The organism is Phyllobacterium sp. P30BS-XVII (assembly GCF_014138335.1).
Lineage (GTDB): Bacteria > Pseudomonadota > Alphaproteobacteria > Rhizobiales > Rhizobiaceae > Phyllobacterium > Phyllobacterium meliloti.
The window spans coordinates 170,866-185,097 of record NZ_JACGXO010000008.1; the positions used below are offsets into that span (position 1 = coordinate 170,866).

General features: G+C 53.7%; 10 protein-coding genes. 3 read left to right on the top strand and 7 right to left on the bottom strand.

The genetic code is table 11. From position 1 onward, the window contains the following. Nucleotides 1–2 precede the first annotated feature (2 nt). A complete protein-coding gene (locus FHW17_RS20665) occupies nt 3–1,517 on the top strand; it encodes a serine hydrolase domain-containing protein (protein ID WP_112522292.1) in 1,515 nt (504 codons plus the stop codon). Between the two features lie 47 nt (nt 1,518–1,564). Here FHW17_RS20665 and FHW17_RS20670 read toward each other — a convergent pair whose 3' ends face one another. Next, nucleotides 1,565–2,881: a hypothetical protein gene (locus FHW17_RS20670; protein ID WP_112522293.1), complete on the bottom strand. Its 1,317-nt coding sequence runs from the start codon at nt 2,879–2,881 to the stop codon at nt 1,565–1,567. Nucleotides 2,882–3,371: 490 nt separating this feature from the next. Between FHW17_RS20670 and maiA the strand changes: the two genes are divergently transcribed. Both maiA and FHW17_RS20680 read left to right on the top strand, forming a co-directional pair. Further along, nucleotides 3,372–4,007, top strand: coding sequence for a maleylacetoacetate isomerase (maiA, locus tag FHW17_RS20675; protein WP_112522295.1), 636 nt, complete (start codon nt 3,372–3,374; stop codon nt 4,005–4,007). 79 nt (nt 4,008–4,086) lie between these two features. Next, nucleotides 4,087–5,139, top strand: a complete 1,053-nt coding sequence (locus FHW17_RS20680) for an alpha/beta hydrolase (protein ID WP_112522296.1) — start codon at nt 4,087–4,089, stop codon at nt 5,137–5,139. A gap of 75 nt (nt 5,140–5,214) precedes the next feature. Here FHW17_RS20680 and FHW17_RS20685 read toward each other — a convergent pair whose 3' ends face one another. From FHW17_RS20685 to FHW17_RS20710, 6 genes are all read right to left on the bottom strand, one after another. Next, on the bottom strand, nt 5,215–6,588 hold the full coding sequence (locus tag FHW17_RS20685) for an alpha-glucosidase/alpha-galactosidase (protein ID WP_112522297.1): 1,374 nt from the start codon (nt 6,586–6,588) through the stop codon (nt 5,215–5,217). A gap of 17 nt (nt 6,589–6,605) precedes the next feature. Further along, nucleotides 6,606–8,252, bottom strand: a complete 1,647-nt coding sequence (locus FHW17_RS20690; RefSeq protein WP_246706956.1) for an ABC transporter ATP-binding protein — start codon at nt 8,250–8,252, stop codon at nt 6,606–6,608. Between the two features lie 35 nt (nt 8,253–8,287). Next, nucleotides 8,288–9,415 carry an ABC transporter permease gene (locus FHW17_RS20695; RefSeq protein WP_112522299.1) on the bottom strand — a complete coding sequence of 376 codons (1,128 nt, stop codon included), beginning with the start codon at nt 9,413–9,415 and terminating at the stop codon, nt 8,288–8,290. Next, nucleotides 9,415–10,425 (bottom strand): ABC transporter permease, encoded by a 1,011-nt coding sequence (locus FHW17_RS20700; RefSeq protein ID WP_112522300.1) that lies wholly within the window; start codon nt 10,423–10,425, stop codon nt 9,415–9,417. Before FHW17_RS20700 ends, FHW17_RS20695 begins: the two co-directional genes overlap by 1 nt. A 124-nt stretch (nt 10,426–10,549) precedes the next feature. Beyond that, a complete protein-coding gene (locus FHW17_RS20705; protein WP_112522301.1) occupies nt 10,550–12,625 on the bottom strand; it encodes an ABC transporter substrate-binding protein in 2,076 nt (691 codons plus the stop codon). A gap of 77 nt (nt 12,626–12,702) precedes the next feature. Beyond that, nucleotides 12,703–14,175 carry an alpha-glucosidase/alpha-galactosidase gene (locus FHW17_RS20710; protein WP_112522383.1) on the bottom strand — a complete coding sequence of 491 codons (1,473 nt, stop codon included), beginning with the start codon at nt 14,173–14,175 and terminating at the stop codon, nt 12,703–12,705. Nucleotides 14,176–14,232 lie beyond the last annotated feature (57 nt).

Here is a 14,232-nt window from a genome sequence, read left to right on the forward strand (position 1 = left end):
GGATGCCTATTATTCCAAATTGGGTGGCCGCCTCCGAGTGCGCCAAGAGTTTTGCAAGCCAATGGCCTGATACTGAGCCGGGTGGAACAATCATTGGTTTTGACACGCAAGGCATTCGTTTTACTCATTGTGGCGGGCTGGAAAGCCTCTCAACGTGCAAGGAATTTTCAGCCGATAGTGTGGTCCGTTTTGCGTCCCTGACCAAGCATGTATTTGCCGCAATGGTGCTTCGTAACGCTCATCTCATCTCGCTGAATGACCGGCTCGGTGTTCATCTTCCGGAACTGCAGAGCCCGCTTGCTGACGTTACAGTTGGCCGCGCCTTGGACATGAGCGGCGGACTGCCTGATGTGCGCGAGTGTCTGACGCTTTTGGGATTGTCAGTCTATACGGAGACAAAGAAGGGGCCACTTCTGGACTTTCTTTTCTCGTTAACCCGGTTGAATTTCGATGCGGGTACCGATGTTTCTTATTCCAATACCGGCTATCGCCTTGTTGAAGCAGCGCTTGAGCGCAAAGGATTAACCTTCGATGCTTTCGTACAGAGTGAGATCGCGCAGCCGCTTGGTATTTTCCTGAAAGCGCCCGAGGTCTGGATTGACCCGGTTAAAGGCCTTGTGCCGGGTTATTTCAAGGATGACGAAAACTGGCAACTGAGTGCTGCAGGCTTGCATATCTCCGCGGCGGGCAGTCTCGCAGGTTCTGGTAACGACCTGGCCGTGTGGCTCCAGCATCTGCTTGCCAACAATGATCGTGACACGGGCTTGCTCGCAGCACTATCGGCCACCCGTTATATGGCCGATGGTCGGCCATCTGGCTACGGACTGGGACTACGCTGGTCAGATTTAGCCGGTCGCAATTTCGTTGGGCATGGTGGCTCACATCCGGGTTACAAATCCTATTTTCTTCTTGATCCGGAAGCTGGAACCGGAATTGTTGTCGTTTCCAATCGTGATGATACCAATAGTTACAAGCTTGCTCTCAATACGATGAGCGCCTTGACGGGGCTGCCATTGCCAGAAACCAACTGCACGCTTCCCGATGGCCTTTACGCAACGGAAACGGGTCCCTATTGGATTGAACTCAAGAACGGAATTGCCACCTATCTGGATGCCGAGGAAACACTTTACGATGACGGTGATGGCTGGTTTTCGTCGCGCTCTGCATCGTCTCCTTTGCGATTGCATTGGACAGGCTCGGCACTTGAAGGTGAGGCAGGTTATGTGCAGCGTCGCTTCCTGCCAGTGAACCCGGCGACTGTTCCAGATGATCTCAATGGTCATTGGGTCGCCGGTCAGTATGGTGCCCAGTTCGAAATCAAAGACGGAATGGTAACTATGGGTATCGGTCCCACACGCCGTCGGATGCCATTGATGGCACTTGGCAATGACCGTTTCCTCTTTACCCTCAATGACGGGCCGTGGCGCAAGCGCATCTGTCTCCATCGTCTAACGAGGGGGAAAGTTGAGCTTGTTCTTAGCCGCAGCCGGATCATGGAATATGCGTTGGCGAGCTGATGGCTTTGAATTCGCTGGTTAGCGGGACAAAGAGCAGTAGCAGTCGCTTAGGGCGTCTTTTCGTGTGATTTGAGTGGCTCCGGATAAAACGCTGTATCAAACCGGCATGGTTCACCATAAGCAGGAGCTTTTTGCTGGCAGATAGCATCGATCGAGACCGGCGTTGGTTTGGCGCGCTTGTCGATCCAGTCAACCATGGATTGAAAGATAGCCGCATATTGCGGGGTTGAGAGCTTGCTGTGCTCGTGCTCATCAGTGAATGTCTGAACCAGAAGATCACTGTTTCCGGCCTTGGCAACCATATCCCGATAAACCGTTTCGAATTCGACAGGGGCGGTTGGGTCATCCTTGGCATGCATGGTCAATGTGGGAAGGACGATTTGACCGGTAAGATCACTGTCATAGGCAAGCAAGCGTACGCCCTCGGGATCAGCGGTAAAACGCTCTACGCCCTTGTTCAATGCGTCATCGTCGCTCGAGCCGGTATAGTGCGTTGTCTGATTGTTGAATGGGTTATGGCCCTCAAGACGCCGCCATATCATGTCTTTGAATGTCAATGTCGCCCAGGCGAGGTGAGCAGCAAGCGTCCTTTCCGGAACAGGGACAACAGCCAGTATATTGGCGATGTTTTGTTTCTGTTCGGTCGATCGCTGATCAGCAGGTAAGTCCACTCCAGTGCAGTCGTTTACACGGGCATCCAATTCCTTCCGTGAGAGTTTTGCGTCCTGTGGCAGTCCCTGCCAAAGCGGATATTGTTCTTCGTCGGGTTTGGGGTTGTTATGGCAATAATACTGATAGACGACTCGCAGATCGGCGCGAACATCATAGGCACGCGTGCCTCCGGCCAGAACGCCGCTTGTCAAAACAACGCCATTGTAGACCCGGTCGCCAGCACCGTCGATGGAATAAAGTTCTGCTGCTTTTGCCGCAACGTTGCCACCCCATGACTGGCCGTGGAGAATGGTGAGACGAGGGCGCCCCAGCTTGTCCCAAGTAATCCGGCGCAAATTTTCTGTATCCTCGGCGGCCATACGCACGCCGTAACCTTCCCGTCGATAACTCGATCCGGCCCATGCGTAACCTTCGCTAACGGTGACAGCAAAGCGTTCCAGATCCTCAACCGGATCGTCAATCTTCGGACGGGACAGGCGTGGTCCGCCATGAGCATGCAGGACAAGGATGCCATTCCAGTTTTTCGGACGAGCGATCCAGTAGAACGCGCCATTGCGGTCCTGTCCCGAGTAGCAGTCCGTATCCGCAGGTAATTTGGCCGGACATTGAGTTGCTTCCTGTGCCCATGAAGGGGTGGCGAAGACGCTGAAAGTACAGGCAGCGGCGGCTAGGAGAACCAAGCGACGGAACATTATACCTCCCCGTTTTCGATTGCATGCGAACAGGCACGCCCCATCCATCATTGCTGACGATACCGAAAATTTCAACACCAAGTGGGCTGCTGCGTCCGCTTTGTCAGCTTGGCGGTCTGTGTAAGCAAAGAGGCCTCCCGATCATCGGCACGCTTCGTTCATGTAGGGAAAAATGATTACGATAAAAATTATTATCATCACTTGTATATCCAGCGCATGTGCGATAAACATATCGAAATAATAGTTATTAAAATAACTAATTTGAAGGAATGCTGGCAATGCAGTTCGTCATTAAATGTCTCATAGGAGCGGCAATATTCGCTGCACCCTGCGCCTACGATACTACCTCCAGTGAACCATCGGCAGTCGCGGGCCTCGTTGCATTGGTGTCAAAGAATAAACGTGCGCCCGTTCCCGTGGAACGCCGCCTGTCCATTCCCGGCAAATCTGCAGGGGCCACTGAAACTTTAAACCAAGAGTGAGCCGGAAAATGAAACTTTACGAAAACGAAATTTCATCCGCCACATCGCGTGTGCGAATTGCACTTGCTCTTAAAGGTGTGGAAGTCGAAGCCCATCGCATATCGATACTGGGTGTCGATGCGCAGAACCGGCAGGCCGATTATCTCAAACTCAATCCGCAAGGACTTGTCCCGGCTCTGGTAACAGATGGCGGTCAGCTGATCACCCAGTCACTGGCCATTATCGAATATTTGAATGAGCTTTATCCCGAACCGCCTTTGCTGCCTCTCAATCTCGAAAGCAGGGCTCTGGCTCGCAGCGTCGCTCTGGCGATCGCTTCGGAGATTCACGCATTGTTACCTCCGCGAATAGCGTCGTACCTGAGTACGACTCACGCTATCAATTCGGATGGCGTTGCCGAATGGAGCCGTCACTGGATCGGTGAAGGAATGGCGGCGGTTGAGCAGCTGATTACAAACCGAAGAACCGGTGCATTCATTGCCGGGGACCATCCATCCGTCGCGGATATTTTCCTTTTTCCGCAAGCAATCAGTGCTGCTCGAAATGGATTCGATTTGGCGCAGTGGGCAAACATTGCCGAAATCATGCAAAATCTGCGCGCAATTCCTGCATTTGAAAATAACGCGCCTGCCGCGCGGAAATGAAAAATCTGCCGATCGGTCAAAGTCGGCCGGTCATGCAATAAAATTCGTAATCCACTTCATATTTCTGAGGAAGAAGACAATGACAGAAGCAATCAATCATGCTCGCCGCCGCTTGTTCGGAACTGCCGCGGCAGCACTTGCAGTCGCTCAGCTCGGAATGATCGGCTCAGCACCTGCGCAGACTGACAAATCCAAACCAGGAGGTCTGCCTGTAATCAAACCGGGCACGAATACTTCATTCGGTCCGCTCAAGCAGATTAATGCCGGCGTTCTCAATATTGGTTATGCAGAGGCCGGTCCTGCCGATGGTCCAGTCGTCATCTGTCTTCACGGGTGGCCCTACGACATTTATAGCTTTGTCGATGTCGCGCCGTTGCTTGCATCGGCAGGTTACAGGGTCATTGTTCCCTATCTTCGCGGCTATGGCACAACGCGTTTTCTTTCGGACAGCACGCCTCGCAATGGTCAACAAGCAGTTGTTGCCGTCGATGTCATCGCATTGATGGATGCGCTGAAAATAGACAAGGCGATCATGGCCGGTTTTGATTGGGGCGCACGGACGGTCAATATTCTGGCAGCCCTGTGGCCGGAGCGTTGCAAGGCAATGGTTTCCGTAAGCGGCTATCTGATTGGCAGCCGCGAAGCCAACAAAACACCTCTGCCACCTAAAGCGGAGCTTGCATGGTGGTATCAGTTCTATTTTGCAACAGAACGGGGTCAGGCGGGGTACGAGATGTATCGGCACGATTTCAACAAGTTGATCTGGCAACTCGCATCACCCAAGTGGGATTTTGATGACGCCACGTTCGAGCGCAGTGCCAAAGCTTTTGACAATCCGGACCACGTCAGTGTCGTTATTCATAATTATCGCTGGCGGATCGGACTTGCTGAAGGTGAAAAGCAGTATGATGATCTGGAGAAACGCCTCGCCGAAGGTCCGCTCATCAGTGTCCCCACGATTACCATGGAAGGCGACGCCAACGGCGCTGCGCATCCGGACAGCAGCGCCTATGCCAAGAAGTTTACGGGTAAATATGCGCATCGGCTTATCGAGGGTGGTATCGGGCATAATTTGCCGCAGGAAGCGCCAGCAGCATTTGCTCAAGCCGTCATAGACGTGGACGGCTTTTAATCTGGAGATGATTGCCAATCGGCCCGATAGTTGAGGATATCGGGCCGAAAACTATCCTGCAGACAATCACTCGGCCTAAGCAGCCTGTACCTTGCGGGGACCACGGGCCCATACGGGGAGCCAATCGCCGTGCGCGGTAAGAAGATCGTCCACAAGCGACCAAATCTGATCGAGATCAAGCTCCGCCGCCGTATGCGGGTCCATCATGGCCGCGTGGTAGATATGGTCGCGGTTCTCGGTCATCAGCGCCTGAACGGTCAATTCCTGTACATTGATATTGGTGCGGATGAGCGCCGTGAGTTGCGGTGGCAGAGCGCCTATATAGGTCGGTTGAATGCCTGAGGCATCAACGAGGCAGGGTACTTCCGCAGCACAATTGGCTGGCAGTGACGTGATACAGCCATTGTTGCGCACATTGCCGTAAATGACCGATGGTTCGCCGGTCCATACGGAGTTCATGATGGATGACGCATATTCACGGCTTTCGGTCACCTCGATCCTGTCGGCTTTTGCAAAGGTCTCTGCCTGACCCTTCCAGCGTTCGATCTGCTCGATACAGCGCTTTGGGTACTCATCCAGCGGAATGCCGAACTTCTCAATGAGATCGTCGCGTCCTTCCTTGATGAAATAGGGTGTGTATTCCGCAAAATGTTCGGAGCTTTCCGTGACGAAATAGCCAAGCCGGGTCAGCATCTCGTAGCGCACCTTATTGGGACAGCGCGGGTTCCAATGGCTGGGCTTTGGAAAACGTCCTTCACGATAACCGCGAACGAGCTCCGGATAGAGGTTGCGATAGCTGCCATCGGGCTGCTGATGCTCGAATTGCAGGTAAAAAGCCATATGATTGATACCGGCAGCACGATAGCGAATTTCCTCGATTGGAATATCAAGGTCGCGTGCAAGCTCGCCTGCGGTGCCTTGCACGGAATGGCAAAGGCCAACCTGGCGAATTGTCGGATATTTCTCGGCAATTGCCCAGGTGTTGATCGCCATGGGATTCACGTATTGAAGCAAAATGGCTTGCGGGCAGACGGCGAGCATATCCTCGCAGATGTTCCAAAGATGCGGAACCGTCCGCAGTCCGCGCATGATCCCGCCAACGCCAAGCGTATCGGCAATAGTCTGGCGAAGACCATATTTTTTCGGAACTTCGAAATCCGTGACGGTGCAGGGTTCATACCCGCCGATCTGGAAAGCAACCACGACAAAGTCGGCTTTCTCAAGCGCGCGCCGACGGTCCGTGTGGGTTTCGATGACGGCCTTGGCGTTGAGTGTTTTTGCCAGTTTGCCGGCAACGATTTCGCTCTCGGCCAGACGTTGCGGATTAATATCCATAAGCGCGATCTTCGCACCCGATAGTGCCGGGCGCTGCAGAATATCGCCGATGATATTTTTCATGAAGACGGTGGAACCGGCTCCGATAAAGGTAACTTTGGGTTGTTTTGACATGGCAAACTCCGGGAGGATTATGCGGCTACCTCGAAGGCGGCTTTGACAAGCCGTTCAGTGTAGGCGGTCTTGGGATGGAATAAAACGTCGTTGACAGGGCCTTCTTCGACGATCTTGCCGTGCTGCATCACCATAACGCGGTGGCAAAGGGCACGGACCACTTTCAGATCGTGAGAAATGAACAGATAACTCAGCCCGCAATCATCCTGCAGCTTGCGCAGCAGATTGATGATCTGTGCCTGAACCGACAGATCAAGCGCCGATGTTGGTTCGTCCAGAAGGATGAATTCCGGTTCGAGTGCTATCGCACGCGCAATGGCTATGCGCTGGCGCTGGCCACCGGAAAACTCGTGCGGGAAACGGGAGAGGATATTGTGTGGCATCCCCGCGCATTTCAGGGCTTCCTGCACACGGTTGAGACGATCAGCCCGGTTCTCGCCGATCCGGTTGATAATCAGCCCTTCCTCGATGATCTGCCCAATCGACATGCGTGGATTGAGTGAGGAAAACGGGTCCTGAAAGACGATCTGCATGCGCGCGCGCAGAGGCCGCATTTCGGCCCGGGACTTGTTGTGAATTGGCTGCCGGTCGAAGTAAATCTCGCCACTATCCGTATGCACGAGCCGGACAAGCGCCTGTCCAAAAGTCGTCTTGCCAGAGCCGGATTCACCGACGATACCCAATGTCTCATGCTTGTGAAGTTTCAGATTGAGACTGTCGGCAGCAACAAGCTCGTGCAGATGCGGTTTGAAGAAACCGCCGCGTTTTAACATGTATGTCACCCGTACCGATTTGCCTTCCAGAATGGCTTCGCAATTTGCGGGCATTGGATTGGCTTCCCCCTTGGGTTCAGACCCGAGCAAATGGCACGTATAGGGATGACGAGGGTTCGCAAAAAGCGCCGCGGTCGTGTTGTGCTCCTTCACCTCGCCATGCTGCATGACGTAGACATAATCGGAAAACTGGCGGACAACGGTCAGGTCATGGGTGATGAGAATGACAGCCATTCCCAGCCGCTTCTGCAGATCACGGATGAGATTAAGGATTTGAGCCTGAACCGTGACATCAAGCGCGGTAGTCGGCTCATCGGCGATCAACACATCAGGGTTGTTCGCAAGCGCCATGGCAATCATGACGCGCTGGCGTTGACCACCGGAGAGTTGGTGGGGATATTGGTTGAGCCGGGATTCCGGGTCAGGGATCTGCACCTGGATCAGCAGGTCAAGCGCACGCTTTAGGGCTTCGCGTCTGCTGATACGCTGGTGTACACGAATGGCCTCGATGATCTGACTGCCGATTGTATAGATCGGATTGAGCGAACTCATGGGCTCTTGAAAAATCATGGACATGCGATTGCCGCGCAACGCACGCCGCGCGTGGCTCGAGAATGTCAGGATGTCCTTGCCGTCATAGATGATCTTCGCCCCATCGGAGACCGTAGCACGCTTGGTTAAAAGCCCCATGATAGTGCGTGCGGTAACGGATTTTCCGGAACCGGATTCGCCGACGATCGCAATGGTTTCACCGCGATAAAGCTGAAAGGAAACATCCTTGACGGCATCGACCATGCCATCCTCTACCTTGAAGCGGACCGCAACATTGCGTGCGTCAATAACAGGGCTTTCCGGGTGTGCTGCGCTATCCAGCCGCTGTTCGGGTGCCATGGTGCTTGTTTCATTTATGGGCATTGCATCCAGCCTCAATAGGGGTCAACGGCATCGCGCAAACCGTCGCCAAGAGCGTTGAACGCAAAGACGGTGACAAGCACGAATGCAACGGGTGTGAGTATCCATGGGTAGGACCCAATGACGGAGTAGGTTGCCGTGTCCTGCAACATCAATCCCCAGGAGATGAGCGGGGGTTTCACGGCAAATCCAAGAAAACCCAGAAAGGATTCCAAAAGGACGATGTGAGGAATTGCTATGGTGACGGCAACGATCACATGACTCATGACGTTTGGAAAAATATGTTGAAAAATGATGCGGCGATCCGATGCACCCACAGCCAACGCGGCCCGCACATATTCGATACGCGCCAGCGCCAGCGTCTTGCCGCGCACTTCGCGTGACATTTGGGCCCAGCCAAGCGCCGACATGACGATGATGACAAAGCCGAGGAAAATATTGGTCGGTGCCGTCACCGGTATAAGTGAGCTGAGCGCGAGATAGAGTGGCAGCTGGGGAAATGCCAGCACCAGTTCGACAAAGCGTTGTGTCCACGCGTCAAATCTCCCACCAAAATAGCCGGAGACCAGACCTACCGTGGTGCCAACCACCGTAACGATGGATACGACAATCAAGGCAATCATCAACGAGATACGAGAACCGTAAATGGCCCGGGAGAGAACATCGCGTCCGAACTTGTCTGTTCCGAGAAAATGCACTGGTTGTCCATCAATCGTACCGAAGAAATGCCGGTCCGTCGGGATGATACCAAGAAGCTTGTAGTCGAAGCCTTTAACGAAGAAACCCAGCAGGCGAGGGTTGTCATAGTCTGGCCCGACCACAGGTTGAAATGTCACCGGGTCAAGTTCTTCGGTCTCGGCAATCGGGTAGGTACGCGGGCGAAGAGAAAAATTACCGTCCTTGTCAAAGAAACGGATAGCTTCGGGGGGGGCGAAGCCAATGTCTGTCTGCATGGGATCAACTGGCGCAAAGAAACCTGCAAAGATGGCCATGACAAGCAACAGGCAGACCAGAACGAGGCCGATCATGCCAGTCCAGGAGCGTTTCAAACGCCGCCAGACAAGAGCGATATAGCGTTCATTGCCGCGTTTGTTATTAACTGTTTCGATGACCAGAGGTGGTTGTTGAATCTGTATATGCATCACTTCACCTCCCCATATTGCCGCACACGCGGGTCGATAAGGGCAAGCAGAAGGTCTGCGATGATGTTGCCAACAATCAATGTAGCTGAAAGCACCAGCATGAAGGTTGCAGTGACGTAGACATCGCCAACCCACATGGACCCGACGATGGCGGGACCGACGGTCGGCAGCGCAAAGATGATTGCAGTTTCGATCTCTCCGGTCAGCATATAGGGCAACACGACACCCTGATACATGATCAAAGGGTGGAGCGCATTGGGTACAGCATGGCGCATGATGACAGCGCCCTCGCTCAGACCTTTGGCGCGCGCTGTTTCCACATATTGGGCATTGAGCGTGTCGAGCAGGTTGCCGCGCATCACGCGCATATTGTAGGCGAGGCCACCAAATGTAGCGATGGCGACGACGGGCCAGACATGCCGGACGAGATCGACAAATTTGTCCCAGGACCAGGGCGCACCACCATAACGCGGTGAATTGAAACTGCCGATCTCCGATACGTTGAAATGAAATACCATGATGTAGACAATGATGAGCGCCATCAAGAAGCGCGGCACGGTCATGCCAAGGAATGATATGCCGGAGAGCAGGCTGTCGACCCATGAGTACTGCCGGGTGGCGGCCAATATGCCAAAGCTGATACCGATGATTGATGCGAGGATATGGCAGGTCAGTGCCAGCAACAGAGTTCGTGGTAATCGTTCACCGACCACGTCGGCAACCGGCTTATTATAGAACAGGCTGTGACCAAAATCGCCACGCGTTACCATGCCGATAACCCAGTTGACGTATTGAACAGGCAGAGGTTTGTCGAGACCATTGGCAACACGATAGGCCTGCGCTTGCGCGTCCGCAGCTTCGAAGGAAGCTCCGCCCTGATTCATCAATTGCGAACGGATGTAATCGGAATAATCGCCGGGAGGCGCTTGAATAATGGCGAAGGTAACCACGCTCAGCACAAACAGCACCGGAATGGCAGAGGCGATACGCACAAGCAGGAATCGTAACATGGGCCGGTTCACTTCTCTTGTGTTGGTTTCGAAACAGGTATGAACACATTCACACCATCGACTTGTTCGGTTGATGAGCCGGCCGCACCGCAGTGCGACCGGTCGGCCAGAGTCCTTGGGAGGCTCAGTTCATCGGGCCGGGCCCGCCCGGCTTTCCGGGTAATTGCTGTGGGTACAGTTCATAATCACCCTGCTTGTCCGCCTTGACGAACACGCGCTCGCGGATGATGGCGTCCTCGGCCCAGTTGAACATGAATATCGGCGCGCCGGACGGAATGTTGGAGAAGCGCTTGTTGATAACCAGAGCACCGGCGAATTCCGTTAATCCGACCGTGTTCACGTTTGTCGTGTAGACTTTCTGGTACTGCTTCATCAGCTCGGTTCGTTCGGCGTTATCCTGGCTTGAGATGAACTTGTTGACGATCTTCACCATCTCTTCTTCGAAGGGCATCAGATCCAGTTGACCATTTTCCGGAGCGCGATGGTTCCAGCTGGTGCGGGGGCCCACCGGAGCCAATTGTTCGGTGTTCTGTACGACAGAGGCGAGTTCCGAATTGTTGCGCCAGATCATCCAGTCGAACCGTCCACCGAAATTGGCGGCATCGCGCTGGTTGGCGTCCACGGCATTGAGAATGACGCGCAGGCCAAGCTTTTGCAGCTGGCCGATCACGCCTTCCGCAAGGTTCTTGTCGGTGTTGTAGGCATTGTTCACCAGAAGGGTGATTTCCACATCCTTGCCACCTGCTTTGTCAGGCGGAAAGTTGACAACGCCATTGCCGTCGGTGTCCTTCAGACCGGCCTTTGCCAGCTCTGCCTTTGCGCCTTCCAAATCAAAGGGATAATAGACGGTGGATTGCCTGTCATAGAAGCTCGTTGCCGATGACAGCCCGCCGGGATAGATCGCGGTGAAAGGGCCTTTGACAAGCGCTTCGCCCAATTTCTTCCGGTCTATCGCCATGGTCACAGCCTTGCGGAAGTGCTCGTTGCGATTGAGTTCGCGAACAGCTTGACCGCGCGCATCGGGTGCGCCCCAGCCATTGGCCGAAAAGTTCATATCGAGATTGTAGCCGATGAGACGTGGGCCGAAGGCAAGCCGGGCAGGGGCGTTGTCCTGTGCGGCACGTTTCAGCGACTCCACGAAATTTTCCGGCTGTTCGAGATTGGAAAAATCGGCTGAACCCGCAACCGTCTGGACATCGCGATCAGCCCAGGTTGAGAGCTTATAATGCATCTCGTTGACATAGGGCAGCTGATTGCCAGCCTCGTCCACCTTCCAGTAATAAGGGTTGCGGCGAAGCACGATAATATCGTCAGGCCTGTACTCGACTGGAACCCAGGCCCCCATAACCGGCATGTTCATATATTCAGGCGGGAAACCGTTCTTGTATTGATCATAGGTTGTTGCAGCGTATTTTGGGTGCTTCGTCTTAAGGATATGTGCTGGACCCGGACAGAATGTTCCATAGGCCATGGCGTAAAGATACTGGCGCGGGAAAGCATTCTTGAATGTCCATTCGACGGTATAGGCATCAATTTTCTTCAGCGTTGTGCCAATCCCGAACGTCTCCTGGGTTGCACCATTGAGTGGTGAAACATTGGGATCAATGACATTGTCATCCCAATAGAACATCACATCATCCGCATCGAACGGCGCGCCATCGGACCATTTTGCACCTTCAATGAGATGCATGGTCAGGGTGTGGCCATCAGCTGACCATTCCCACCCCTTAGCCAGATTTGGCAAGGGCTCGACATCCGTTGCTTCAACCTGAAAGAGCGGTGCAGTTCGGGTCAGACATTCAGACAGGCCAATGTCGATACCGCCATAGCCTTGCGATTGGCCGCCGATATAGTTCCAACCCTCCGGCCGTCCGCCAATGACATGGCGCAATGTATCACCATAGACACCGATACCATCGGGCATATTTCCTGTCTTATAGACAAGCGGTTCCTTCGGTAGCCGGTCTTTAACAGCTGGAAGCTTGCCAGCTTTTACAAATTTTTCAGTGACCCAATCAGGTTCATGATAAGCGGGCAGGGCTTTGAATTCGAGAATTGCATCTCTGGAGACATATGAGATTTTTGCCTGTGCTTTGAAAGTCGGCGGTTCCGGCGGAACGGTTGGCTCAGATGCCAATACCGGAAAAGCCAGCATTGAAACACCTATGGCAAGTGTACTCAAATAGCGAAAATGGCTCATCGTCTCTCCCTCTTCCATCTGGCCCGGCTCATGTCGCTACCCCGTCTCCTCCAAGAGGGGAAAGCGGCCGGAAAAAATTAATTCGTGGCCTGTTTCATCAATGCTTTTTCTGCTCTCAGTTCTTCGATAGAGCGTATTGAGCGGCTGGCGACGCCCTTCCATTCGCGCGTCGCTACGGACTTATGGCGCAACCGCTCTTTCGCATCGTCAATCGCATGGGCATATTGCGGTAGCCATTGGGCTTGGGCGACAATCATTTCATCGACCATCTGCCAAACCTCTTCCGGGGTGCATACCGCGCCGACCAATGGATCGTGCAGAACGGCCAGTTTCAAAAGATCGATATCGCCGCTGATTGCGGCATGGACGGCCATGCGCTGCACATTGATAGATGAAATGCATGTGGCTGCACACGCCTCCGGCAATGTGATGCCGGAAACCATGTTGATACCAAAGCGGTCGACAAACCCCGGCGATTCAATAATCGCATCGGCGGGCAGATTGGTGATGATGCCGGTATTGCGCGTGTTGAAATGGCCGCGATAGACGCGCCCGGTTTCCAGTGCCTCAAGAATATGGCTGGCGTGCTCATTGGAACGGCGGGTGGGATTGATAGGCTTAGCTGCGGCCTCCAGAAATTGCGGAAACTCGGTTTCAAACCAGTTCCGCGTTTCCGTCGAATAACGCAGATACCCGCCAGTCTCACCATGAATCCAGTCGGACATGTCGATCCATTTGGCGATCTCATCAGGACGCTTGCGATACCAGGGCAGGTATTCCGAGAGGTGGCCGTTGCTTTCGGTGGAATAGACGCCGAAACGCTTGAGAACATCAATGCGCAGCTTTTCCTGTTGTGAGAAAACCGGGTGGGCTTCGAACGCGGCAATGAGTTCATCCTTGCCAATCTTGCGGCCGCGCAGGCGGATATCGACAAACCATGTCTGGTGGTTGATGCCCGAGCAGATGTAGTCAAGTTCATCCTTGGATTTGGCACCGAGAATTTCTGCGATCTGTTCCGCGCCATGCTGGACGCCATGGCAAAGCCCTATCGTATCCACCTTGCCATATTCGATAGCAGCCCAGGTATTCATGGCCATGGGATTGGCATAGTTCAGGAACTTTGCACCGGGTTCAGCAAGCTCACGGATGTCCTTGCAGAAATCGAGAATGACAGGAATGTTGCGCTGTCCATAGAGGATACCACCGGCGCAGATTGTATCGCCCACACACTGGTCTATGCCATATTTCAAGGGAATGCGGATATCGTCCGCATAGGCCTCAAGTCCACCGACACGTACACAGCTTATAATATAGCGAGCGCCGTCGATGGCCTTGCGCCGGTCTGTCGTGGCGGTAACGCGCGTCGGAAGATTATTGGCCTCAACAACACGATCCAGAATTGCCTTGATCATCTTGAGGTTATGTTCGCTGATGTCAGTAAGCGCGAATTCAATATCCTTGAACTCCGGCACGCAGAGAATGTCGGTGAAGAGCTTTTTTGTAAAACCCACGCTGCCAGCGCCAATGATAGCGATTTTGAAACTGCTCATGTCGACCTCGATCATTCGGAACGGATAAGAACAATACGGCGGAGCCCGGTTTTCAAG